The sequence below is a fragment of the Allorhizobium undicola ORS 992 = ATCC 700741 genome, from assembly GCF_000621665.1.
Taxonomy (GTDB): Bacteria; Pseudomonadota; Alphaproteobacteria; order Rhizobiales; family Rhizobiaceae; genus Allorhizobium; species Allorhizobium undicola.
In genome coordinates this window covers 79,289-102,469 of sequence record NZ_JHXQ01000006.1, presented here as the reverse complement: position 1 = coordinate 102,469, position 23,181 = coordinate 79,289, and the positions used below count along the sequence as shown (strand labels likewise).

Here is a 23,181-nt window from a genome sequence, read left to right as displayed (position 1 = left end):
ACGTTGCATGAAATTCGTAAGCTATACACGTATGGGCCGCCCAGGATTCGGAGCGCTTGTCGAGGGTGGGATCGTTGACCTGACAGGCCGTCTCGCCGACAATTGCACAACATTGAAGCAGGCCATTCTGGATGATCTTCTCGAAATTGCCGCAGACTATGCCGAGGATCGCCATCCAGAGCTGGCGCTTTCCGATGTGACCCTGTTGCCGGTCATTCCCGATCCGCAGAAGATCCTGTGCATTGGGGTCAATTATGTCGCCCATCGTGAGGAAACCAAGCGCCCCGAAGTGCAATATCCAACGGTCTTTACCCGTTATGCCGATACGCAGGTCGCCCACGGCCAGCCGATTATCAAGCCTAAATCATCGACCAGCCTTGATTTCGAAGCCGAACTCGCGGTGATTATCGGCCGCGGCGGCCGTAATATCGATGAAGGCGATGCCATGGAGCATGTGGCTGGCTATGCTTGCTATCATGACGGGTCGGTGCGGGACTGGCAGCGGCATACGTCGCAGTTCGTTCCGGGCAAGAATTTCCCCGCCACGGGCGGTTTTGGCCCGGCATTGGTGACAGCAGACGAGATCGACGATTATACGGCGCTGACGATTACCGGTCGTCTCAACGGCGAGGTCATGCAGCAGGCAAGCCTTCAGGATCTTATCTTCTCCATCCCGCAGCTTATCGCCTATCTGTCGTCCTTCACGGCGCTTTCGGCGGGTGATGTGATCGTGACCGGCACGCCGGGCGGCGTAGGGGAGCGGCGCGAGCCACCTGTTTTCCTCAAGGCGGGCGATGTCTATGAAGTCGATATTCCCGGCATTGGGCGGCTGGTGAACCCTGTCATCGAAGAAATCTGATGTTTTGCCGCCGGAGTCTGTCAGGTTTATAGTGAACGAGACAGACTCTGGCCTTTTCCTAAAGCCCCAAGGCATCCTTGAGCGCGAGACCTTCGCGTGAGCGCAGGTCAAGATCGGCTTCTATATGGTCTATATGGTGAAGCATCAGGGCGCTTGCGGCCTTGGCGTCGCGAGCTTCAAGCGCGGCGAGAATGTCGTGATGCTCATTATGCCCGCAACGGGAAATGCCGGTTCCGCCGTAAAGGGCAATGACCAGTGAGGAGCGGGCAATCAGCTCGTCCATGAATTTTTGCAGGATTGCATTGCCCGCCACTTTTGCAAGCAACAGGTGGAAATCACCGGACGCTTTTATCTCGGCACGGCGGGCGGCCGGTCCATGGTCGCGCAGGTGCTGCTCCTCTTCGCGCAAATGCTGGCGAAACAGATGGAGATGCTCTTCCGTGAGTTTTTCCACCGCCGCGGTCACGATGCCAGATTCGATGAGCCGGCGGGATGCGAAAACCTGAACGGCTTCTTCCGGGCTGGGATTGGATACAAAAGCACCCCTGTTTCGTTCCGTCTTGACCAAGCCTTCGTAGCCAAGCATTTGCAGGGCACTGCGCACCACGGTGCGGCTCACGTCGAACAATTCCCCGACTTCCGCTTCCGATAATTTGGTTCCCGGTGCCAAACGCCGATCGATAATGGCATTGCGAAGCGCTTCGCGGATCGCAAAGGCGCGATCCTCGGCATTATTGTCGGCAAAAATCCATTTTTCCTGAAGGCTCATGCATACCGCCTTTCCGCTGAGAAATGTTCTACACCGAAACCGAGGCGGGTGAAAGGCCGGTTGTTCCGAGGAATTTTGTCTATTGCATACGATTTAGACAGGATGAGAAAACAATCGCTGCAAAAATACGCAGCATCTCCCTGCCGTACAGCACATGGCACACACCGATCGGCGGTTTTCTCCGTATTAACAGCCTCTTAAACGCCGTTTTCGAAACTGGCACGTTTGATGCTTCATGCTTTGCAGACACTTGCAATGCGGGAAGGGTTTGGCGAATGAACAAAGCTGCTGCCATTGACATCGCCGGGGTATCGAAAATTTATGGAAGCACCACGGCGGTCCATAATATCAGCCTGAAGATTCCCGCCGGAACCTATTGCTGTCTGTTGGGCCCTTCCGGTTGCGGCAAGACCTCGACCCTGCGGATGATTGCCGGGCATGAGAGCATTTCCAGCGGTGATGTTCTGCTTGGCAACACCAATATCACCGACCTGCCCCCCGCGCGGCGCGGCACGGCGATGATGTTCCAGTCCTATGCGCTTTTTCCCCATCTCGATCTGATCGACAATGTTGCCTTCAGCCTCAAGATGAAGGGCGTGGACAAGCAGACACGCCAGGCAAAGGCGCTGGACATGCTGCGGCTGATGCAGCTCGATCCCTATGCAAGCCGTAAACCGGCCCAGCTTTCCGGTGGTCAGCAACAGCGCGTCGCGCTTGCGCGCGCGCTGATTACCGATCCGGAGGTTCTGCTTCTCGATGAGCCGCTTTCGGCGCTGGATCCATTTCTCAAAATCCGGATGCGTGCCGAATTGAAGAAATTGCAGACCTCGCTTGGCATATCCTTCGTGCATGTCACGCACAGCCAGGAAGAGGCGATGGCGCTTGCCGATCTGATCGTTGTGATGAATGACGGTCGCATAGAGCAGGCGGCCCCGCCGCGCGCCGTTTTCGAAAGACCTGCCACTGCATTCGTTGCCCGCTTCATGGGCGATCATAACGTGATCTCCGGCCGGATCATTGGCTCCAGCGACGGTTCGGTGGCGATCTCGGTTGCTGGCGGGGCGGATTTCCTGGCCTCCGGGATCGCCGAGACCGGCGAGGTCCGGGATATGGCTGTTCGAACGGACCGGGTTCGCATCGGTGGCGCTTTTTCGGAAGGACTCGGTTTCACGGGTTCTGTCACCAACGTCGAATATCGCGGTGCGACCGTGAAACTGACGCTGAGCGGGGCGGGCGTGCAGGACTTTACCGCCATTCTCAGCGAGAGCGCCTATTTCGCCCATCCGGTGAAAGTGGGGGAAGCCGTGCCCCTTGGCTGGGATCTGGCCGACGCCATTCTGCTTGGTGGCCCTGCCGCCTGAAACGATAAAAACCAGAGGAGAACGATAATGAAGGATACGAAACAGCAAAAGCCGGGTCTGACCCGCCGCTCGCTTCTCAAGACAGGTGCAGCGGCTGCGGGCGCTGCGGCCGGAGCGGGGGTTTTGAATGGCTTCCCGACCATCTGGGCGCAATCCAAGATCACGCTGCGGCAGTTCGGCACGGGTGTTTCCAACATCAACGCCATTGCCGAACAGTGCAAGAAGGATCTCGGCATTACGCTGGAAATGACCGCGACCGATTCCGATGCCGCCGCCCAGCGCGCGGTAACGCAGCCCAATTCCTATGATGTCGCCGACATCGAATACTGGATCCTGAAAAAGGTCTACCCCACCGGCGTCATCCAGCCGATGGATGTGAAGAAGCTGAAGCACTACGACAAGGTTGTGCCGCTGTTCAAGAACGGCAAGCTCAAACCCGATAGCGTCATTGCCCAGGGCACGGCGCCGCACACGGTCGGTTATGTCGAAAAGCCAGGCGCCAAGACCTTTGCCAAGGGCGAGACCGAATGGTTCACGATGATGCCGACGATCTATAATGCCGATACGCTTGGCATTCGTCCCGATCTCGTGGGGCGCGAGATCACCACCTGGGCCGACATCATGGACCCGGCGTTCAAGGGCAAGACGTCCATCCTCAATATTCCCTCCATTGGCATCATGGATGCGGCGATGATCATGGAGGCCATGGGCCAGATCAAATATGCCGACAAGGGCAATATGACGAAGGCTGAAATCGACAAGACCATCGATTTCCTCATCAAGGCCAAGCAGGCCGGTCAGTTCCGCGCTTTCTGGAAGAGCTTCGATGAGTCCGTCAACCTGATGGCGTCTGGTGAAGTGGTCATCCAGTCCATGTGGTCTCCAGCGGTCGCCGCCGTTCGCTCCAAGGGCATTGCCTGCAAATATCAGCCGCTCAAGGAAGGCTATCGTGCCTGGGGTGGCGGACTTGGCCTTGCCTCGCATCTCAAGGGCGCTGAGCTCGATGCGGCTTATGAATACATCAACTGGTACACATCCGGCTGGGTAGGCGCTTATCTCAACCGTCAGGGCTATTATTCCGCCTGCATGGAAACCGCAAAAACCTTCATGAGCGCCGATGAATGGGGTTACTGGATCGACGGCAAGCCCGCGCAGGGCGACATCATGTCGCCGGAAGGCAAGGTGATGGAAAAGGCTGGCGCCGTGCGCGATGGCGGCGCTTTCGAGGACCGTATGGGCAAGGTCGCGTGCTGGAATTCCGTGATGGACGAGGACCGTTACATGGTTCGCCGCTGGAACGAGTTCATCGCCGCCTGACCGGTGGGGGAAATGGAAAGCGGGCGCCGACGCCCGCTTTCCGGCCGCCGGTTGTGACCGCTTCGAGCGAAGCGGATTTTCTCGAAAAACAGGAAGGGCAAAGCATGGTGATGGTGCGCTTCATCGGTGCCGGCGATCCGGACAAACGCCGGGAGATCAAACTCCCACCATGGCTGCCTGCTTATGTGCAGGCCGCACCGCTGACCCTCATCCTTGGCGCATTTCTGGCCATTCCAATCCTGATGATCGCCATCGTCAGTTTCTGGGATTATGACTTCGCGCAAATGTATCCCGGTTTCGTCACCATGAACTATGCCGAAACGCTCGGATCATGGGTGACGTGGAAAACCTATCTGAATACATTGACATATGCGGCCATTGTCTGGGCGCTGACCCTGCTGATCGGCTTCTGGGTTGCCTATTTCCTTGCCTTTCATATTCGTTCCGCCGCCATGCAGGGGGTGCTTTTCCTTGTTTGCACAGTACCCTTCCTGACATCGAATATTATCCGGATGATTTCCTGGATCCCGGTTCTGGGGCGCAACGGCCTCGTCAATCAGATGCTGGTCGGGTCCGGTCTATTGGACAAGCCGGTGGAGTGGCTGCTTTATTCCGATTTTGCGGTCATCCTCGCCATGGTTCACCTCTACACGCTTTTCATGGTCACGCCGATTTTCAACACATTGATGCGGATCGATCGTGCCCTTGTCGAAGCAGCAAGGGACGCCGGTGCTTCGAACTGGCAGATCCTCACCAATGTCATTGTGCCGCTTTCCAAACCTGGCATGGCCATTGGCACCATCTTTGTCGTCACATTGGTCATGGCTGATTTTTCCACCGTGCAGGTCATGTCGGGCGGGCAAAGCGCTTCCGTGGCCCTGATGATGAAGAACCAGATGTCATTGCTGCAATATCCGGCCGCGGCGGCAAATGCGGTGGTGCTGCTGGTTCTGGTGCTGCTGATGGTTGCCGCCATCATGCGCGTCGTCGATATTCGCAAGGAGCTATGATATGGGCAGTGAACATCGCACGCGGGAATTTTATGTGCTGGCGTTTTTTTTCGCCCTGTTCGTGCTGTTTCTCTATGGTCCGCTTTCGGCTATTTTCATCCTGTCCTTTCAAGGAGAAAACGGCGGGCTGACTTTTCCTTTGAATGGTGTGTCCCTGCACTGGTTCTTCAACCTGTTCGAAACGCAGGCCGTTGGCGATTTCGGCGGCTCCTTCCGCCGGTCTTTCACACTGGGCCTCATGGTCATGATTGTCACCGTGGTCGTGTCGCTTCTGGCGGGTCTTGCCTTTCGCCGCCGTTTTCGCGGGGCGACGGCGCTTTTCTACCTTGCCGTTGCAAGCCTCGTCGTGCCGTCGATCATCGTTTCGCTTGGGATCGGTGTGGTGTTCCAGCAACTTGGACTGGAGCCTGCCTGGTACACATCCGCCTTCGGCGCTCACCTTACCTGGACATTGCCTTTTGGCGTGCTCATCATGTTTGCTGTGTTCAACCGGTTTTCACCCGCCTATGAGGAGGCCGCCCGCGACCTTGGCGCCAGCAACTGGCAGACCTTCCGGCATGTGCTGCTGCCAATGATTGCGCCGTCGCTGATCGGTGTGGGCCTGTTCGGCTTTTCGCTTTCCTATGACGAATTTGCCCGGACCTTGATGACCGCGGGGACATTCAACACCTTGCCACTGGAAATCTACGGCATGACCACCAATGTCACGACGCCGGTGCTTTATGCCCTTGGAACGGTGACAACGCTCTTCTCCTTTATCACCATTCTTGCGGCGCTCTTTATCATACGGCGCATCAATGGTGGCCGGAAGGCAAGTTGACACCATGAAAATTCTCCTCATCAATCCCAATACCACCGAAAGCATGACGCGCACTGCGGCAAGCGCTGCGAAAGCGGTCGCCTCGCCCGGCACCGAAATCATCGCGCGCACCTCGCGCATGGGGCCGGTTTCCATCGAAGGATATTACGACGAGGCACTGGCCGTGCCCGGCTTGCTTATGGAGCTGGCCGAAGGAGAAAAGGCTGGCGCGGATGCGGCAATCATTGCCTGTTTCGACGACACCGGCCTCGATGCAGCCCGTGCGCTTGCGTCCATCCCGGTGATCGGTATCTGCGAGGCGGCGGTGGCCATCACCGGCTTTATCGCCCAGCGTTTCACCATCGTCACCACCATGGAGCGTTCCCGCCTGCCTCTGGAACATCTGGTGCGGCGCTATGGGGCGCAGGAGCGCTGCAAGGTGCGGGCTGCGGATATTCCGGTGCTGTCGCTGGAGGATCCCGCCTCCAATGCGCACGCGCGGTTGCAGGCGGAAATTTCTCTGGCGCTTGAACAGGACAGGGCAGAGGCAATCATTCTGGGCTGCGCGGGAATGGCGGATCTGACCCGGCAACTGCGCGTGGAATTCGGGGTGCCGGTGATTGACGGTGTCGCCGCCGCGGTGCGCCAGGCAGAGGCGTTGGTGAGCCTGGGCCTCTCGACGGCAAAGGGCAACGCCTACGCACGCCCGGTGGAAAAGGATTACCGGGGCGAGCTGGCCGGTTTTGCCCCGGCCAGTCTTCTTGGCCGCTCAGGCTGAGCGCAGGTTTACTTCGGGCAAAGGGAAATCGACATTCTGCTGGAGAAGCTTCGAAGCGTGGGCGGCGGGAACTGCCTTTGAGAACAGATAACCCTGACCGAGCAGACAGCCCATCTCAAGCAGACGATGTCCTTGCTCGACGGTTTCTATGCCTTCGGCGATGACATCGTAGCCGAGCCGCGTACACATCTGCACCAGCGCTTCGACGATGATTTCGGCGTTTCTGTCCGTCAGCAGCTTTTCGGTAAAGCACTTGTCGATTTTTATGACATTCAGCGGCACGGTCAATAAATGGGTGAGGGAAGCAAAGCCGGTGCCAAAATCGTCAAGGCCGATCGTGACGCCACTATCGCGAATGGCCTGGATCTGGTTGAGAACCGTTTCCTCGCGCTGGCCGAGGTAAACGCTTTCCGTTACCTCGATGACCAGTCTTGACAGGCTGATGCCCGCCGCCTCTGCCTCGCGGGTGATAAGATTGATCAGTTTGCCGTCCAGAAAATCGGCAGCCGAAACATTCACGCCAACCCGGCCGAAATCGAGACCCTGATCCAGCCAGGATCGGGCATCGGCCAGCACCTGGCGAAACATGGATGCGGTCAGATCCCGCGCTGTTTGCACGTCTCTCGTGGCTTCGTGGAAGTGGCTGGCGGCGATGATTTCGCCGTTCAGGCCGCGCATACGGCAAAGAGCTTCGAAGCCGAGGATTTTGCCATCGGTGATGCGCGTGACCGGTTGATAATAGGGGATGATCCGGTTTTCGTGCAGGGCCCGCGTAACCTGCTGGATGGAGCGATAGCGTCGCGCGATTGTCGAGCCGGTGGTGGTGCCGAATTCCAGATAATTGCCCCGGCACCGTTCCTTCGCTTCGTAGAGCGCAAGGTCGGCGTTCTGGCGCACGTCGTCGGGTGAATCTCCTGCCCGTGCCACCGCGCCGCCAATGGTTCCGGAAGGATAAACGGTCTGGCCTGCACAAAGGCAGGGGCTTTTGAAACTTTCGAGAATATAGGCGGCATGATAGCCGGGATCTGCGCAATCCTCTCCGCTGATGATCAGCGCAAATTCGTCGCCGCCCAGCCGGAAAACCGTGTCAGGCGCGCTCACATTGCGCAGTCTTTCGGCAACGACCGCGATCATATCGTCTCCGGCCTTGTGCCCGAATGTGTCGTTGACCATTTTCAGATTGTCGAGATCGACAAGCAGCAGGCCCCAGGGAATGGTCTGTTCGGCCTTTTCGGCAATGACTTCATTGAAGCGGGCGCGATTGGGAAGACCGGTCAGCGCATCGGTGTTGGCAAGGCGCCACCGTTCCTCGATGCGAATTTCGCGCTCTATGGCAATGGCGCAGAGTGCAACACAGGCATCGACGATAGACTGTTCGATTTCACTCGGACCGCGTTTCGAACGATAATAGAAGGCGAAGGTGCCAAGCACCCGCTTGCCCGTCAAAATCGGTGTTGACCAGCAGGCCAGATAGCCGAGCGGCAGAGCAAGCGCCTTGAAATCGCGCCAATAGGGATGGGTTGCAATATTTTCCACCAGAACCGGCGCACCAAGATAGGCTGCGGTGCCGCAGGAACCAACGCCAGGGCCAATCGGCAGGCCGTTGATTGCCTGAGAGTAATGCTCCGGCAGGGAAGGGCCTGCAAGATGCCTGAGGGTTCCGTCATCATCGAGACGCAAGACCGAGCAGACAATGTCTGGAACGATCCGTTCGACCGTTCGACAGAGGTGGTCGAGAACATCGCCGAGCGCTATCCCCTTGGCGATCATTTCAAGGACCTTATTTTGCAAACGCATCAACATAGATCAAAAATACCCCCGATCGGAGGCCATACCCACCCCGATGACGGCTGAAGTCTAAGCCTTTCGCGCTTAAGAAGAGATTACGCTTTTTAGGAAACTCTGTTACAGAAAGCATTTCCGTGCTTGCTGATCTTGTGAAATTGTGAAATTCGCGAATATGTGTGTTTATCATTGTTGTTTACCAGCATGATTTGCCGATGCTGGGCCGGGTTTTCGCAAGTCCGGAAAGCTTGAGGCCGGTGGGTTTTGCGTTTGTCAGACAAAGGGTCGGGCGTCCGCAGGCAATTTGGGAAGGGGGCGGCGCGGTTGTGAGAAAGATGGGTATTGCAGGCGCATTTTTCAGTCATCGCAGCGCTGCGAAGAGGAAGGAATGCCATGGACGAAAAGCGGATTGCCCCACGGATCAGAGCCTTGAAAGCGGGGCGCATTGTTTACAACAACGGCTTCTCGACGCTGGATTGCATGGTGCGCAACATTTCCGAGACGGGTGCCAAGCTCGCTGCGGATAATCTCGGACTTGTGCCGGATGCGTTTGATTTGCAGATCGACGGCCAGCAGCGCCGCCATTGTGAGGTCCGCTGGCGAAAGCTCAAAGAAATCGGCGTCCATTTCGTGGAATAATGTCACCGCTCGAAGATAATCGCGTATGCTTGCTTTGCAGGAACCAGCCTGATGGATCAGGGGATTTTTGGCCAGTCTGCGCTGATAATTGCCCGGATGTTGATCGGTGCGGAATTCTATTTTCAGGATTGCGGCGGCCGCATCGTCGAAACGGAGGCTTATGAGGCCGACGATCCCGCATCCCACAGTTTCAAAGGGCCCAATGCGCGCAATGGCGCGATGTTCGGTCCTCCCGGAAAACTATATGTCTACCGGTCCTATGGTATTCATTGGTGCGTCAATATCGTGTGCCGGCCCGGAAGCGCGGTGCTTCTACGCGCGATTGAGCCTCTTTGTGGACTGGAGAAGATGATGGCCCGCCGGAATCTCTGCTATCCGCGCAAACTCTGCGCCGGTCCGGGACGGCTTGCCCAGGCTCTCGGCATCAATGCCGACCACGACGGCCGTGACATTGGTACATTGCCCTTCTTGCTGCACTGGCCCGAAGATGCTCCCGACGTCATGGTCGGCAAACGTGTCGGCATTTCCAAGGCCGCAGATTATCCGTGGCGCTTTGGTTTGCGAGGCTCTCCCTTCGTGAGCAAACCTTTCCCGATAGCGCAGGAAAGGCCGTGACGGCGAGCCGTTTGTAATCGGTCCTGCTGCGCTTCAAACCAGAGCTTTGGCACGAAGTTTGCGTTCCTGCTGGCGACGGCGCCACTATCGTGGGGTCGGCCTTTGGTTTAGGATTGCCGTGCGCAAGCGCAATTCCTGTAACACCAGGGTGGCAAACTAGCATTCTGGGCTGGCGGCGTGACTGCGCGGCAGCCGGGTTCATGGAAAGAGAGGGACGGACATGGCGCCATATTCGATCATCCTTGGCCGGGAGCGTCATGTTTTCACCGATCTCAGAGCGGTTATGGCGGCGGCGAGTGCCGAAAAATCCGGCGATCAACTGGCAGGAATTGCGGCGTGCAGTCACGAAAAGCGTGTCGCGGCACGTTATCTTCTGGCTGATCTTCCCCTCAAAGTCTTTCTGAACGAGGCGCTCGTGCCCTATGAGGCCGACGAAGTGACGAGGCTGATTATCGATAGCCATGATGCAGAAGCCTTCAAGCCTGTCTCGCATATGACCGTTGGGCAGTTTCGAGATTTTCTGCTCTCTTACGAGGCTACGGCGGATGTATTGAAACAGCTTGCGCCGGGCCTGACGCCGGAAATGGTTGCTGCGGTTTCCAAATTGATGCGCAATCACGATCTCATCACCGTTGCGGCGAAGACCAGTATCGTGACGGCATTTCGCTCGACAATAGGTCTTGCTGGCCGCCTTTCCAGCCGCCTTCAGCCCAATCATCCGACCGACGACCCGGAGGGCGTGGCAGGCTCTACACTGGATGGCTTGCTCTACGGCATCGGCGACGCCGTGATCGGCATCAATCCGGCAAGCGATAATCTTGATGCCTGTATGCGGCTTATGGAATTGTTCGATGCGCTTCGCCAACGTTTCGATATTCCCACGCAATCCTGCGTCCTGACCCATGTCACCACATCCATTCAGGCTATCGAGGCTGGCGCGCCCCTTGATCTGGTGTTTCAGTCGGTTGCGGGAACGGAGGCGGCAAACCGTGGCTTTGGCGTTGACCTCGCTTTGCTGCGGGAGGGGCGCGAGGCGGCATTGTCGCTTGGTCGCGGTACCGTCGGGCGCAATGTCATGTATCTTGAAACCGGGCAGGGCAGTGCGCTTTCGGCAGATGCGCATCATGGCGTTGACGAGCAGACGCTCGAGGCGCGCGCCTATGCCGTCGCACGCAGCGTCGATCCTTTGCTGGTCAATACGGTCGTTGGTTTCATCGGGCCGGAATATCTCTACGACGCCAAGCAGATCATTCGCGCCGGCCTCGAGGATCATTTCTGCGGCAAGCTTCTGGGGCTGCCGATGGGCGTGGATGTCTGTTACACCAATCACGCCGAGGCCGATCAGGATGATATGGACAATCTCATGGTTCTGCTGACGGTGGCGGGCGTCAACTTCCTCATCGCCGTGCCTGGGGCCGATGACGTCATGCTGAATTATCAGAGCCTTTCCTATCATGACATCGTTGGACTGCGTCACCAGTTTTCCCGCCCGCCTGCGCCCGAATTCGAAGCCTGGCTTGGACGCATGGGCTTGCTGGATCGCAATGGCAAGCTTCCGCCCCGGCCCCATTCCGACGCATTTTCCCGCGCCTTGCTTTCTTACGGAGGCTCAAGATGAACTCGACGATCGACATCGATCCCTTCGCCCGCTTCCGCCGTGCCACGCGGGCGCGTATCGGGCTTGGGCGGGCAGGCGATGCGCTTCCGCTCAAGGATCTGCTCGAGTTCCAGCTGGCCCATGCGCGCGCCCGCGATGCCGTTCACGGGTTGGTTGATTTCGAGGCACTTGCCGCGGAAATCGCGCCCGTTGAGACGCACATCATTCCATCGCTCGCGCCGGATCGCACCGTCTATCTGCGGCGCCCGGATTTAGGGCGCAGGCCCGATCCTGCATTTCTGCCGAAAAACGCCAGCCAGCACGACATCTGCTTTGTCATCTGCGATGGTCTGTCCGCAGCGGCCGTGCAAAACCATGCGGCCGCGTTATATCGGGCCGCCACGCGCCGGTTGGGCGGGTTTTCACTGGCTCCCGTTGTGCTGGGACGGCAGGCCCGCGTTGCTTTCGGCGACGAGGTTGCAGCCGCCTTCGGTGCGAAGCTTGCCGTGGTGCTGATCGGTGAACGGCCGGGTCTGAGCGTGCCTGACAGTCTCGGCGTCTATATAACTTTCGCTCCTTGCGCCGGGAAAAGGGATAGCGAGCGCAATTGCATTTCCAACATTCATGCTGACGGGTTGAGCTACGAGATTGCGGCGGATCGGCTGGCCTGGCTGGTGAGGGAGGCTCTGCGTCTGAAACTTTCCGGCGTCAACCTGAAGGAAAATGCCGAAATGGGTTCTTTGCCGGAATCGGATGGATTTATGTCTAAAAACAATGAGTTGAGCGGAATTTAAAAATAAGTGCTTTTACGGAAAAGTCTTCCTGTTTCCGCTTTATCCGTAAATCCTGTGGGGCTCTGTTAATTTCTTTGCCTTGCGTATATTCTTCCTGCACAGAATCAGTCATCACATGATTCCGGGTCCCCGCGTCACGCGCCGGGGAAAACACAGGTGGAGATTTGCGTAATGGGTGTAGCATCAGAAAAGGCTGCGCTGGATCAGCAGGGTTCAAAGCCCGCAGACGAGACCATTGCCGATGATGCGCAAGCACTTTCCGCGCAGCTCAAAGCCATGCGTGAGCGTCTTTTTCCGCCTGCCTCGCAAAAGACCCTCCGCAGCTTCACGTCCGGTGAGGCTGCGCGTCTCGTGGGTGTTTCCGACGGCTATCTCCGGCAATTGTCGCTTGCCGGTGAAGGTCCCCAACCGGTCGTAGGCACGGGGGGGCGTCGTTACTATTCGCTGGCCGATATCGATGCGCTTCGCCATTATCTGGCCGAGCAGGCGCTTGCCAAGGGCAATGTCGCCAAGGCACGCTCCTACGTAAAATGGCGCGATCCGGGTTTGGGAGAGCATCTCCAGGTCATTTCCGTTACCAATTTCAAGGGCGGTTCGGGAAAGACGACATCTGCGGTTCACCTCGCTCAATCTCTGGCGATGACTGGCCACCGTGTTCTGGGGGTCGATCTCGACCCCCAGGCATCGCTCTCTGCCCTGTTCGGTTATCAGCCTGAGCTCGATCTCGTCGGCAATGATACGATTTACGGCGCTATTCGCTACGATGCGGAAGCCCGTCCGTTGCGCGACATCATTCGCAAAACCTATTTCCACAATCTCGATCTCGTTCCGGGCAATCTCGAACTCCAGGAATTCGAGCATGTGACGCCGCGCGCTCTGGCCGAGCGCAAGAGCGGCGATGCAAAATCGCTGTTTTTCGCGCGCGTACAGGCGGCGTTGCAAAGTGTTGCCGATGATTATGATGTCGTGGTCATCGATTGCCCGCCGCAGCTCGGCTATTTGACGCTTTCGGCGCTTTGTGCATCGACATCGGTTATCGTGACTGTGCATCCACAAATGCTGGACGTCGCATCGATGAGCCAGTTTCTTTTCATGACCTCCGACCTTCTGGGGGTTGTGCGTGAGGCTGGCGGTACACTCAATTTCGATTTCCTGCGCTATCTCATCACCCGTTTCGAGCCGAATGATGGGCCGCAGGCGCAGATTGTCGGGTTTCTCCGGTCCTTGTTTGGAGAGCGGGTATTGACCGCGCCCATGGTCAAGTCCACGGCCATTTCCGATGCCGGTCTGACCAAGCAGACGCTTTATGAAGTCGGACGGGAGAATTTCAGCCGCGGAACCTACGACCGCGCGATCGAATCGCTGGAGGCCGTGAATTCGGAAATCGAGCAATTGGTTCATTCAGCTTGGGGACGGAAGGAATGATCGGGAAAAACCGCAAAAGCGAATTGCGCGCCCTGTTTGCTGACCCCTCTTCCACGCCGCAGGTGGCCGAGCCGAAGGCGGACGGCGGCGTTGGTCCGGGTGAACCGGCAGAACCGCAGCCTTCTTCCCGCACGGCTTCCGGCGCCATCAAAGCCATGGGGCTCAGCCTGTCATCCATCACGCGGGAAGCGGAAGAGGCGCGGGCATTACGGCAGGCCCTTGAAGATGGGGAGCGGGTGATCGCTCTTCCCACCGATAAGATAGACGCTTCTTTCATCTCGGATCGTCTCAGCGATCAGGAGCGGGACGATCCCGATTTTCTGGCGCTGATGGAAAGCATCCGCAGCGCCGGTCAGCAGGTTCCTATTCTCGTGCGTCGGCATCCGTCGGAGGAGGGGCGCTACCAGGTCGCTTATGGCCACCGGCGTCTGAATGCCGCGCGGCGCTTGGGCATTGCGGTCAAGGCCCTGATCCGGCCACTTACCGATGATGAACTGGTGCTGGCGCAGGGCAAGGAAAATGCCGAGCGCAGAAACCTCACCTTTATCGAAAGAGCGCTGTTTGGAAAGGCGCTGAGCGATCGTGGCTTCGACCGTAAGGTCATTGGCGAAGCGCTGGGCGTTCAGAAAAGCGAACTTTCGCGTCTTATCCAGGTTGCCGAAAGCGTGCCGGAGCGTTTCGCACGCGCTGTTGGCCCCGCGCCCAAGGCCGGGAGGGAGCGCTGGATGGCCCTGGGGCAATTGCTCGCCCACGAGAAGGGCCAGGAGAGGGCGGCCGAGGTTGTTTCTTCGGAGCGGTTTCGAAGCGCGATGACAGATGAGCGCTTCCAGATGCTATTCGACCGGCTTTCGGAGCGGCGGGCGGCGTCCCGCGAGGAACCGCAAGACCTGCGTGATCCGGGCGGGCGCGTATTTGCGCGCGTAGCCCAGCAGGGGCGCCGGATAAAACTTGAGTTTCTGGCCGATGCCGATCCGGCATTCGTAGAGCATTTCGCCGAGAGAATGGCGGCGGCCTATGCCGAGTTCTTGAAGGCATGAAACGTGATCTGGCATGGGCTGCACCGGGTTCTCTCAAGAGTGACCTGGGTCAGAGGTGAAGACAAAAGCGTCAGGAGGCATTGTGTTTTCAGTTCGCCGCTCAAAACCTGTGGCGCTGCCCTCGGACGGGGCGAGCTGCGAATTCCTGGCCAGCGCGATCATCGATCTGGCGGTGGCATTTGGTGCTATTGCATAATTCCTTGAGCCGGGATCGGTTTAAGGTGAGAATTATGCAGCAGATTTACTGCATAATTCCTTAAATCGGGATCGGTTTAAGGTGAAAATTATGCAGCAGATTTAAAGTGTTACAGCGTTCTTTTTGCGTTTGATAAAACGTGCGGCGCTGTAAGGAAAAAAGGAAAGAACGGAGACAAGAAAAAAGGCCCCCAAAACGTCGCCATTTCGGAAGCCCTCTTCTATGTAGCAATTCAAGAGAATCATTTCCGAAGCAAAAAGTCAAGAGTCGCGGGTTGTTTTCAATCCGCGTCGCGAGATTTTGCGCATTTTTGGGCCGTCGTTGCGGGCTTTGTCTCCCTGTGAAGGGGAAAAAGATGGAACGACTGGCAACGACGCCTTTTGGCGCCGGGGGGGCCTCTGCGCGGGTGCTTGCGCGGCAGGCACGACTGGTAAAGCGGCAGAGCGACCTTCGTGAAAACGGCGCGACGGGCAACAGTTCGGCGCAGGCCGACAAGTGGCAGCTTCTGCGGGCGCTTACCGAGGCGCGGCTTCAGTTTGGGCTTGGCGACAGGGCAATCTGCCTTCTGGAAGCCTTGGCCAGCTTCCATCCTGATCGTGTGCTCGATGGGAGTCGTCCGGTCATCGTATTTCCTTCCAACCGGGAATTGGGCGTGCGCGCCCGTGGCATGGCGCCAGCGACGATCCGCCGGCACCTTGCGGCCCTTGTCGAGGCCGGGATGATCCTGCGTCGTGATAGCGCGAATGGAAAACGTTTTTGCCGGAAAGATGAATACGGCCAGCTTGAGGATGCCTATGGCTTCGATCTGGCGCCTCTGGCTCTTCGCGCCGACGAGATCTATATGGCGGCCGAAGAGGCGCGTGCACGGATGAAGGCAGAACGATCCCTGCGCGGTGAAGTCACTATTGCCAATCGTGACATCAGCAAGATCATCGCGCTTGCAATCGAAGAGAGCCGCGCCGGCCAATGGCTGGAATTCTCTCTTGAGCAGAAAGGCATCAATGCGCGCTGGCGCGGCACGCTGAGCCTAAGCGAATTGCGCGAACGGCTCGCCCAACTGTCCGCACTCCGCAAAGAAGTCGAAAACGCTTATCTTTCAAGCCTTTCTGAGGAAGAAATGAGCTGCAATGACCATCATAACGAGCGGCATTATCATAATTCAAACACAGACCAGATATTTGAAATAAACGGCAAAGAACATGAAAAGGCGGCAGCCGGAACTCCGAATGATGCGCCCAGGAAACTGGCGATAAGCCTCAAGAAGCTGAAGACGATTTGTCCGCAGCTCGGTGATTACACGAAGGCTGGTATCAGTTCATGGAGCGATGTGGTCGCGGCTGCCGAAGTTGTCAGAACGATGCTGGGGATTTCTCCGGATGCGTGGGCAAAAGCCAAAAGAGCTTTGGGTGAGCAAGCGGCGGCTGTGGTTATCGCGGCGATGCTGGAAAAAACCGATACCATCCGTTCGGCAGGGGGATATTTGCGAACGCTGACAGAGAAAGCGGAAAAAGGCCAATTCAGCATCTATCCGATGTTACAGGCGCTAGAAAGGTCAAAACCGGGCGCTCAGACGTAAACGCCTGCCGATAGTGAGACCTGGCTAGAGGATTGTCCCGATAAAAGCTGACAATAGCTCTGGTCAGGCTGATCTGATTGGTGATGCAAACGCGGCGCGTTTTAGGATCTGGATAGAAACGGCCTTCATCCAGTCTCATGTCATTATCACCTGTCGGGTGCACCGGCTGCTTTTGGTTCAGGATTTCACACATTCCCGAAGCCGATTCCATCAGGTTCGATGCAGCCCTTTTGCGTCAATTGTATTGAAAACAAAACCGAATTATTGACACTACCGAAAGTGGTGCTGAAAATACGGTGTTTTCCCTAGGTTGAAGTTTTCATCCCATAACAGAAGGTTGCATCTGTCGGCGAGAAATATTCTGGTGGTTGCGCTTATTTGCCCCCCGTAGTCACCATCGCCCGAAGCTCACAATCGAGATAGAGGAGGTCCTCGTGAGGATCGTCGCCTTGAGTGAGGTCTTACCGGGAGAACCGGTGACCAATCGTGACCTTGCGACCAAATTTGGGCTGCATGAACAATGGCTTGATGGGATGACGGGCAACCGGAGCCGATATTTCTGTCGGCTGGACAGCCCCGAGGGTGTGCCAAAAAGCACGGGTGATCTGGCCACCGAGGCAGGTCGGCGTGCGATGAAAGCGGCAGGCGTAGAGGCCGCTGATATTGAGTTTCTGATCCTTACCACAGCCTCTCCCGACCACCTGATGCCAGCAACGGTCAATCTTGTGGCAGACAGGCTTGGCATCAACAATATCCCGACCCTTCAGCTTACTTCGGGTTGTGCCGGTGCACTCCAGGGGCTGTTTACGGCGAAGGCGCTTCTGGCAAGCGGCTATCGTCTTGGCCTGGTGATTGGCGCCGACACCTGCCGAAAAATGTGGCCATCTGCGAAAGACTCCCGTCAGATGAAGCCAGCCGAGATGGTGAACTTCGCATTGTTCGGTGATGGCGGTGGAGCAGCCGTGGTTGCGGCTGACCCGCAGGGTGCGGGTCTCAATGTCGAGCATCTCTTTTTGCGCGGCATTGGGCTTGGCCGTAAGCCGGCGCAAATCGTCAAGTGGTTTGGCGCGGGGGGCGCGGCCGCAGGTGAGGCCATGGGCGAGGAAGACTATAAGGCAATTGAACGGCATGTGCCGGAGGTGTCGCGCCTCATCCTCGATGAGTTGCTTGAAAACCGCAACTGGCAGCTTGGAGAGGTCGAATATGTCCTGACGCCACAGCTGAATGGGGTGATGACCGAGAAGATCCGGGACTTTCTGGGCGTACGGCCAGATCAGGCGGTGAACTGCGTCGCCGAGACCGGCAATAACGGCAATGCGCTGCCCTTCATTCAACTCAACCGCCTTATGCAGAAGGTGGCGGACGGTTCGGCTGGCGGCAGCCGTGTGCTGGTGGCGACGGTGGAATCCTCGAAATGGATCATGTCCGGCATGGCATTGAGGTTTGCATGACCAGCACATCCGAAAAAACCCTCTATCGTAGTCCAATGGCGGAATTGCGTGCACTGCGGCGTGAAAACCTCGCAGGCTCTGTTGTCAGGATCAGGCAAATTCTGGCGGGTCTCGTCGATCCGCTGGATTTGGATGCGGCGGGGTCGCTGCTCTCGGGGCAGAAGGACCGTGCGGTTCTAGCTGAGGTTCCCGGCCTGCGGGCTCAGCGATTGGCAATCCTGGGCAGTTCCACCCTCGACAGTCTTCCCAATCTGCTCATGGCGACGCTTTTGCGAGAGGGTATCGTCGGAGATATTCGGTTGAGCGGTTTCAATCAGTGGCGTTTCGATGTCCTTTCCGGTCATGAATTGCTCACCGTTCACAAACCGCAACTCACGCTCTGTCTCCTCGATGACGAGGCGGTGTTTGCCGATATTGCCGATTGCCTCGATCTGGAGGCAGTGGAGGCACGTCTTCAGCGTTTTGCCGGAGAACTGGCGGATTGGTCGGCAGCCTGCCGCAGCCTGACGGGTGGACAGGTGGTGCTGGGCACAATTCCTCTTTCACCCTTGCGGCTTTTGCGTCTGCGAGACTATCGCAGCCGGGCGCGGTTGGTATCGGCATGGAATGCCATGAACTGCGCCATTCTGGCCCTTGCTTCCCGCGAAGGCGGGCCGGTGGTGCTTGCCCTGGCCGAAAGCCTGGCGGTTTCGGGGGCAAGCCCCTTTGCCAGCCACCGGATGCATCATGTGGCCGGTCATGCCTATGGACCTGACTTTCTGAAGGGCGTGGCGCTTGAAATGACAGCGGTGACAAAGGCCAGTCTCGGCCTTGCATCCAAGTGTCTGGTTCTCGATCTGGATAATACGCTGTGGGGAGGGGTGGTCGGCGATGTTGGCACGGCGGGGCTGGAGATTGGCGGATCCTATCCGGGCTCGGCCCATCTGGAGGTGCAGCGACTGGCCCGTGACTACATGCGCCAGGGCGTGCTTTTGACGGTCTGCTCGAAAAACGACGATGCGAATGCCCGCGATGCGCTGGCCAATCATCCGGAAATGGTGCTGAGACCGGAGGATTTTACGGTCATCACGGCCAATTGGCAGCCGAAGGCGGAAAATATCCGGGCGCAGGCGGGCAGTATCAATATCGGGCTCGATGCCATGGTATTTCTGGACGATCACCCGGTTGAGCGCGATGCGGTGGGCTCCTTCCTGCCGGAGGTTGCCATTGTTGATCTTCCGGCCGAGCCAGCGGCCTTCGCGACAGCGCTGGCCTTGGGCAATTACTTCAACCTGCTGGAACTGACGGCTGAAGATCGTGAGCGTGTCGCGATGTATCGGGCCGAGGCTGCCCGCGCGGAACTTCAGTCGGAAAGCCTGTCGATGGACAGCTATCTGGCCGGATTGCAGTCCCGCCTCACCATCGAGCCGCTCAACGAACTGAACAAGGGGCGCATTGTCCAGCTCTTCGCCAAGACCAATCAGTTCAATCTCACGGGGCGGCGTTTTACCGCCGAAGAGATTACCGGTCCCGGCCTGTCCGTCTTCGGTGCAAGGCTTGCCGATCGCTTTGGCGATAGCGGCCTCATCGCGGCCATCGCGCTTGGGCGGGATGAAGCGGGCGGCCTCTCCATCGACAATTTCGTCATGAGTTGCCGGGTGTTCTCGCGCGGTGTCGAGGCTCTGCTGCTGGGCCTCATTCTGAAAGCGGCGCGTGACAAAGGCCTGCCTTGCGTGAACGGTCGCTTTATCAAGACCGCCAAAAACGGACAGTTTGCGGATTTCTTCCCCCGGCTGGGCTTTGCAGCCGTCAGCGAAACCGATTTCCGGCATGAGTTGGCGCAATTGCCAGCCCTGCCTGCCTATCTCGACATCACCGAAGGTGCGGAGGCCTTTCATGAGCTTTGAAACTGTTGTCATCGGCGTGATTGCCGAATTGTTGGACCTCGACGAAGCAAAGCTGACGCCAGAGACGGCACTTTGCGAAGTTGCCGGGTGGGATTCCGTCAACGCGCTGCGTGTGCTGGTGTTTCTGGAGCGTGAAACCGGCCAGCCGGTCGATTACCAGCTGTTCATGGCGGCCGAAACCGTGGCCGGGGTTGCAGGCGCAATCAAGCTGCCCGAGGGCACGGCATGAATGCGCCTCTCCATCCTTTCCCGCGCGAGCGAGGTCATACCTATGCTTTTTTGAAGGATGCCAGCCAGACGGCCCACGTCTATCTGATGACCGAGATCGACGCCAGCGCCTTGAAGGCGGCGCGGGCGGCGGGCGGCGACCGCATCAGCTATGTCAGCTTCATCGTAAAGGCGGCAGCAGCGGTTATCTCCGCCACGCCGCCCGCCCGGATGGTGCTGAAGGACGGCCTGTTTCCAAAACTGGCCAGCAGCCCGCGGCTGACAGCCAAGGTGCTGTTCGACAAGCGGATCGGCACGGTGCGCTGCGTGGTGTCCGGAACGGTTGCCGATCCCGATCATGCACGCCTTGAGGATATTCAGGCCGCCATCGATTTGCACAAGCAGGCCGAGGTTGCGCCGTCAGGCCCCTTCGCCGCACTTGCAAAGCTGCATCGTCTTCCCCTGCCGCTCATGCGGCTCGTTTATAACCTCGTCCTGGGCAATCCGCGTAAACGGGCAGAATTCCAGGGTAATTTCTCGGTCACGTCGGTCGGACAACAAGATGTTAGCGCCATCCTGCCGATGATTGCCGGAACCATAGGCCTGGGCGTCGGGCGCATTGCCGAAAAGGCCGTCGTCGTGGATGGCGCCATCGTGGTCAGGCCGGTTTTCACCCTGTCGCTGACCTTCGATCATCGCGTGCTGGATGGGGCGCTGGCAGCGGAAATACTCGCATCCATCAAGAAATCCCTTGAAAACTGGAGGACGGAACAATGAACAATCACCATCAAACCGATGTCCTGGTCATCGGATCGGGTCCAGCGGGGGCCTTGATGGCCAATCTTCTGGCGCGTCGGGGTGTCGATGTTGTTCTGGCCGAAAAGGGGCTGGACTTCGAGCGCAATTTCCGCGGCGAAACCATCGCGGCGCGCTCGGTACTCACCCTTCGCGAGCTGGGCTTCGGCCCCAGTCTGGAAGAGCATGGCTTCGTTGAGCTTGAGGGCATTTCCTTCCGGGAAAAGGGCCAGAGCATCATGTCCATGGATTACCGGCGCTTTCCGATCGACGCCCTGCCGATCGATATTCCCCAACCGGCAATGATCGGCGCGTTCAACCGCCAATCCGTGACCTTCCCTAATTTTCGCCTTCTCATGGGGCACCAGTTCACCGGCCTGATCGAGCGGGACGGGAAGGTTGCTGGGGCGCGGCTCGAAGATCCCGATGGCAAGCCGCTGGAAATCGGCGCGCGTCTGGTCATTGCCGCCGATGGCCGGTTTTCGGCAGTGCGCAAGGCTTCGGGTCTCAAGGCGAAGATCACGCCGATGGAACGCGATTTCGTGTGGTTCAAGCTGCCACGGCCTGAAGGCTGGCTGCATGAATCGCAACTCGTCGTCAAGAAAGACCGGCATCTGGTCATCCTGCCGACCTTTCCCGATCTGCTGCGTATTGGCTACAACGTGCCCAAGAAGGGCTTTGGCGATGCGCGCCGTCAGGGCATCGAGGCCTTCCGCGCCAGTGTCATCGATCTCGATCCCCGGCTTGCAGATCTGGTCAATACCCATATCCAGAGCTGGAACGACACCTCCTTTCTGGAAATTTTCACGGCGGAAGTCGATCAATGGTCGCGGGACGGTCTGTTGCTGATCGGCGATGCCTCGCATACGGCCACGCCCATCCTGGGGCAGGGGGTTAACCTCGCGCTTCAGGATACGATCTATTTCGCTCCGGTCATTGCCGAGGCATTGAAGCAGAGTATCGGTCCGGTTCCCGCCGCCACCCTTGAGCCCACGGCGGCACTGCGGCGCAAGCATAAGGCCATGGTTACGCATTTTCAGCGGCTTCAAGAGGCCAATCTGGCAAAGAGTTCCGCTGTTGGCACGATGCTGCGCCGGGCCAAACTCCGGCTGCTCAATCTCAATCCGGGAAAATACCGTTTGCTGGACAAGGTGCTGAACGCCCCCCACGACATGCCGGTGGAGGTGCTGCATGGCAAAGCTGCCTGAGGCAAAGCAATTCGTGGGCCTTCATGCCCGCCACATGGGCTTTTCGCCCTCCTTCATCGACGATGTTCTCTCGCGCATTGTCAGCATGGATGGCGATGGGCCCGGGTCCTGGGTTTGCGAGTGGTCGCAGAAGGCGGCTCAGGCAGAGCAACGTAACGACCATCTTTCTGCGGCAAATCTTTATAATCTGGCCCGTTTTCCTGCCGCGGACAGCCCGGCCAAGCGCCATGCGGGCGAAGCCTGCACGGCAAGCTTTTCCCGCTGGATGAAAGAGGCCGGCATCGGGCAAAGGCGGCTTGCAAGGGTTGGTGAGCATGGACTTACCTTTCTCTTCTCGCCTGCAAAGCGGCGGGATGCCCCGCTCGTGATCCTGATGGGCGGTATCGTTTCCCTGAAGGAGCAGTGGGGCGGATTTCTCAAGCTTGGCCGCAAGCTTGGCGCGGCGGTGGCAATTGCCGATTTCCCCGGCATGGGCGAAAATCCGCTGCGCTACGACCGTTCCGCCGCAGCACTTTACGGCGCGATCATGGCGACTGTCTCCTATGAATGCGATGTGTCGCGCACATTGATCGTGGCGCCCAGTTTCGGTGGCTATCTGGCGGCAGTGCATGGCCTCAGGGATCCGCGCATCCGGGGCATCGTCACCATAGGTGCGCCGCTCAGCGCGTTTTTCCGGGATGAGGAAGCCAAGGCCTCCATGCCGTCGATCACCCGCTTTGCATTGTCCGTCGCGCTTTCCTGCCCGCAGGAGGATGTGAACGACGCCCTTTCGACCCTTGCCCTCAGCGAGGCGGAATTGAAAGGAATTGGCGTGCCTTTGCATTACGTGGCCGCGCTGGAAGACGAGATCATTCCGGCCAGCGAATGGGAGGAGGCGAAAAGTCTTGTGCCCGATTTCCACCTGCACGCCTTTCACGACGTCCACGGCGCGCCCAACCACCTTACAGAAACCCGCCTGATTATTCTTTCCCTCCTGCTCCAGCATACGGGGCGGGCCATGTTTAGCCGTTTCATCAAGCAGATATTGCGCCTGCGCCTGCGTTTTGCCGGTCGCCGCCTTCATCATTCCTGAGGTCT

At 58.1% G+C, this 23,181-nt stretch carries 21 protein-coding genes; 19 read left to right on the top strand and 2 right to left on the bottom strand.

Features of this window, described 5'->3' with window-relative positions; all coding sequences use genetic code 11:
* Positions 1-7: 7 nt before the first annotated feature.
* Entirely contained in the window at positions 8-859 is an 852-nt protein-coding gene (locus T424_RS0108870) for a fumarylacetoacetate hydrolase family protein (RefSeq protein ID WP_027487408.1), read from the top strand.
* A 58-nt stretch (positions 860-917) separates the two neighbouring features.
* On the opposite strand, the gene T424_RS0108865 is transcribed toward T424_RS0108870, so the two are convergent.
* Positions 918-1,628 carry a GntR family transcriptional regulator gene (locus tag T424_RS0108865; RefSeq protein WP_027487407.1) on the bottom strand — a complete coding sequence of 237 codons (711 nt, stop codon included), beginning with the start codon at positions 1,626-1,628 and terminating at the stop codon, positions 918-920.
* 275 nt (positions 1,629-1,903) lie between these two features.
* On the opposite strand from T424_RS0108865, the gene T424_RS23230 reads away from it, so the two are divergent.
* From T424_RS23230 to T424_RS0108840, 5 genes are all read left to right on the top strand, one after another.
* Entirely contained in the window at positions 1,904-2,989 is a 1,086-nt protein-coding gene (locus T424_RS23230) for an ABC transporter ATP-binding protein (RefSeq protein WP_027487406.1), read from the top strand.
* Positions 2,990-3,016: 27 nt separating this feature from the next.
* The gene (locus T424_RS0108855; protein ID WP_027487405.1) at positions 3,017-4,306 is read left to right on the top strand and encodes an ABC transporter substrate-binding protein; all 1,290 of its coding nucleotides are present in this window, start codon (positions 3,017-3,019) and stop codon (positions 4,304-4,306) included.
* 104 nt (positions 4,307-4,410) lie between these two features.
* Positions 4,411-5,316, top strand: coding sequence for an ABC transporter permease (locus T424_RS0108850; RefSeq protein ID WP_027487404.1), 906 nt, complete (start codon positions 4,411-4,413; stop codon positions 5,314-5,316).
* 1 nt (position 5,317) lies between these two features.
* Positions 5,318-6,136, top strand: a complete 819-nt coding sequence (locus T424_RS0108845; RefSeq protein WP_027487403.1) for an ABC transporter permease — start codon at positions 5,318-5,320, stop codon at positions 6,134-6,136.
* 4 nt (positions 6,137-6,140) lie between these two features.
* Complete coding sequence (locus T424_RS0108840) at positions 6,141-6,893, top strand: aspartate/glutamate racemase family protein (RefSeq protein WP_027487402.1); 753 nt, start codon at positions 6,141-6,143, stop codon at positions 6,891-6,893.
* Here the strand turns inward: T424_RS0108840 and T424_RS0108835 are convergent.
* Positions 6,885-8,696, bottom strand: coding sequence for a bifunctional diguanylate cyclase/phosphodiesterase (locus T424_RS0108835; protein ID WP_027487401.1), 1,812 nt, complete (start codon positions 8,694-8,696; stop codon positions 6,885-6,887). The two genes, T424_RS0108840 and T424_RS0108835, sit on opposite strands and share 9 nt — an antisense overlap.
* A gap of 324 nt (positions 8,697-9,020) precedes the next feature.
* On the opposite strand from T424_RS0108835, the gene T424_RS0108830 reads away from it, so the two are divergent.
* From T424_RS0108830 to T424_RS20595, 13 genes are all read left to right on the top strand, one after another.
* Positions 9,021-9,317, top strand: coding sequence for a PilZ domain-containing protein (locus T424_RS0108830; RefSeq protein WP_245269495.1), 297 nt, complete (start codon positions 9,021-9,023; stop codon positions 9,315-9,317).
* Between the two features lie 51 nt (positions 9,318-9,368).
* Entirely contained in the window at positions 9,369-9,932 is a 564-nt protein-coding gene (locus T424_RS0108825; RefSeq protein WP_027487399.1) for a DNA-3-methyladenine glycosylase, read from the top strand.
* Between the two features lie 220 nt (positions 9,933-10,152).
* Entirely contained in the window at positions 10,153-11,550 is a 1,398-nt protein-coding gene (locus T424_RS0108820) for an ethanolamine ammonia-lyase subunit EutB (protein ID WP_027487398.1), read from the top strand.
* Positions 11,547-12,323: an ethanolamine ammonia-lyase subunit EutC gene (gene eutC / locus T424_RS0108815; RefSeq protein WP_027487397.1), complete on the top strand. Its 777-nt coding sequence runs from the start codon at positions 11,547-11,549 to the stop codon at positions 12,321-12,323. Before T424_RS0108820 ends, eutC begins: the two co-directional genes overlap by 4 nt.
* Positions 12,324-12,494: 171 nt before the next feature.
* Complete coding sequence (repA, locus tag T424_RS0108810; RefSeq protein ID WP_051558888.1) at positions 12,495-13,748, top strand: plasmid partitioning protein RepA; 1,254 nt, start codon at positions 12,495-12,497, stop codon at positions 13,746-13,748.
* Positions 13,745-14,785: a plasmid partitioning protein RepB gene (gene repB, locus T424_RS0108805; RefSeq protein ID WP_027487395.1), complete on the top strand. Its 1,041-nt coding sequence runs from the start codon at positions 13,745-13,747 to the stop codon at positions 14,783-14,785. The genes repA and repB overlap by 4 nt, the downstream gene beginning before the upstream one ends.
* A gap of 551 nt (positions 14,786-15,336) precedes the next feature.
* Positions 15,337-16,557: a plasmid replication protein RepC gene (repC, locus tag T424_RS0108790; protein ID WP_027487394.1), complete on the top strand. Its 1,221-nt coding sequence runs from the start codon at positions 15,337-15,339 to the stop codon at positions 16,555-16,557.
* Between the two features lie 476 nt (positions 16,558-17,033).
* Complete coding sequence (locus T424_RS0108785; protein WP_245269493.1) at positions 17,034-18,008, top strand: 3-oxoacyl-ACP synthase III family protein; 975 nt, start codon at positions 17,034-17,036, stop codon at positions 18,006-18,008.
* A complete protein-coding gene (locus T424_RS0108780; protein WP_027487392.1) occupies positions 18,005-19,894 on the top strand; it encodes an HAD-IIIC family phosphatase in 1,890 nt (629 codons plus the stop codon). The genes T424_RS0108785 and T424_RS0108780 overlap by 4 nt, the downstream gene beginning before the upstream one ends.
* Positions 19,884-20,123, top strand: a complete 240-nt coding sequence (locus tag T424_RS0108775) for an acyl carrier protein (protein WP_027487391.1) — start codon at positions 19,884-19,886, stop codon at positions 20,121-20,123. Before T424_RS0108780 ends, T424_RS0108775 begins: the two co-directional genes overlap by 11 nt.
* Positions 20,120-20,878, top strand: a complete 759-nt coding sequence (locus tag T424_RS23180; RefSeq protein WP_027487390.1) for a 2-oxo acid dehydrogenase subunit E2 — start codon at positions 20,120-20,122, stop codon at positions 20,876-20,878. The genes T424_RS0108775 and T424_RS23180 overlap by 4 nt, the downstream gene beginning before the upstream one ends.
* Positions 20,875-22,104: an FAD-dependent monooxygenase gene (locus T424_RS0108765; protein ID WP_027487389.1), complete on the top strand. Its 1,230-nt coding sequence runs from the start codon at positions 20,875-20,877 to the stop codon at positions 22,102-22,104. Before T424_RS23180 ends, T424_RS0108765 begins: the two co-directional genes overlap by 4 nt.
* Positions 22,088-23,176, top strand: coding sequence for an alpha/beta hydrolase (locus tag T424_RS20595; RefSeq protein WP_051558886.1), 1,089 nt, complete (start codon positions 22,088-22,090; stop codon positions 23,174-23,176). The genes T424_RS0108765 and T424_RS20595 overlap by 17 nt, the downstream gene beginning before the upstream one ends.
* Positions 23,177-23,181 lie beyond the last annotated feature (5 nt).

Excerpts from the sequence above, each read along its gene's own strand:
- repB (WP_027487395.1), top strand. The coding sequence starts at position 13,745 with ATGATCGGGAAAAACCGCAAAAGCGAATTGCGCGCCCTGTTTGCTGAC.
- T424_RS0108870 (WP_027487408.1), top strand. The coding sequence starts at position 8 with ATGAAATTCGTAAGCTATACACGTATGGGCCGCCCAGGATTCGGAGCG.
- T424_RS20595 (WP_051558886.1), top strand. The coding sequence starts at position 22,088 with ATGGCAAAGCTGCCTGAGGCAAAGCAATTCGTGGGCCTTCATGCCCGC.
- T424_RS0108855 (WP_027487405.1), top strand. The coding sequence starts at position 3,017 with ATGAAGGATACGAAACAGCAAAAGCCGGGTCTGACCCGCCGCTCGCTT.
- T424_RS0108820 (WP_027487398.1), top strand. The coding sequence starts at position 10,153 with ATGGCGCCATATTCGATCATCCTTGGCCGGGAGCGTCATGTTTTCACC.
- T424_RS0108780 (WP_027487392.1), top strand. The coding sequence starts at position 18,005 with ATGACCAGCACATCCGAAAAAACCCTCTATCGTAGTCCAATGGCGGAA.
- T424_RS0108850 (WP_027487404.1), top strand. The coding sequence starts at position 4,411 with ATGGTGATGGTGCGCTTCATCGGTGCCGGCGATCCGGACAAACGCCGG.
- repC (WP_027487394.1), top strand. The coding sequence starts at position 15,337 with ATGGAACGACTGGCAACGACGCCTTTTGGCGCCGGGGGGGCCTCTGCG.
- T424_RS0108845 (WP_027487403.1), top strand. The coding sequence starts at position 5,318 with ATGGGCAGTGAACATCGCACGCGGGAATTTTATGTGCTGGCGTTTTTT.
- T424_RS0108840 (WP_027487402.1), top strand. The coding sequence starts at position 6,141 with ATGAAAATTCTCCTCATCAATCCCAATACCACCGAAAGCATGACGCGC.
- T424_RS23230 (WP_027487406.1), top strand. The coding sequence starts at position 1,904 with ATGAACAAAGCTGCTGCCATTGACATCGCCGGGGTATCGAAAATTTAT.
- T424_RS0108775 (WP_027487391.1), top strand. The coding sequence starts at position 19,884 with ATGAGCTTTGAAACTGTTGTCATCGGCGTGATTGCCGAATTGTTGGAC.
- T424_RS0108835 (WP_027487401.1), bottom strand. The coding sequence starts at position 8,696 with ATGTTGATGCGTTTGCAAAATAAGGTCCTTGAAATGATCGCCAAGGGG.
- T424_RS0108765 (WP_027487389.1), top strand. The coding sequence starts at position 20,875 with ATGAACAATCACCATCAAACCGATGTCCTGGTCATCGGATCGGGTCCA.
- T424_RS23180 (WP_027487390.1), top strand. The coding sequence starts at position 20,120 with ATGAATGCGCCTCTCCATCCTTTCCCGCGCGAGCGAGGTCATACCTAT.
- T424_RS0108825 (WP_027487399.1), top strand. The coding sequence starts at position 9,369 with ATGGATCAGGGGATTTTTGGCCAGTCTGCGCTGATAATTGCCCGGATG.
- eutC (WP_027487397.1), top strand. The coding sequence starts at position 11,547 with ATGAACTCGACGATCGACATCGATCCCTTCGCCCGCTTCCGCCGTGCC.
- repA (WP_051558888.1), top strand. The coding sequence starts at position 12,495 with ATGGGTGTAGCATCAGAAAAGGCTGCGCTGGATCAGCAGGGTTCAAAG.
- T424_RS0108865 (WP_027487407.1), bottom strand. The coding sequence starts at position 1,628 with ATGAGCCTTCAGGAAAAATGGATTTTTGCCGACAATAATGCCGAGGAT.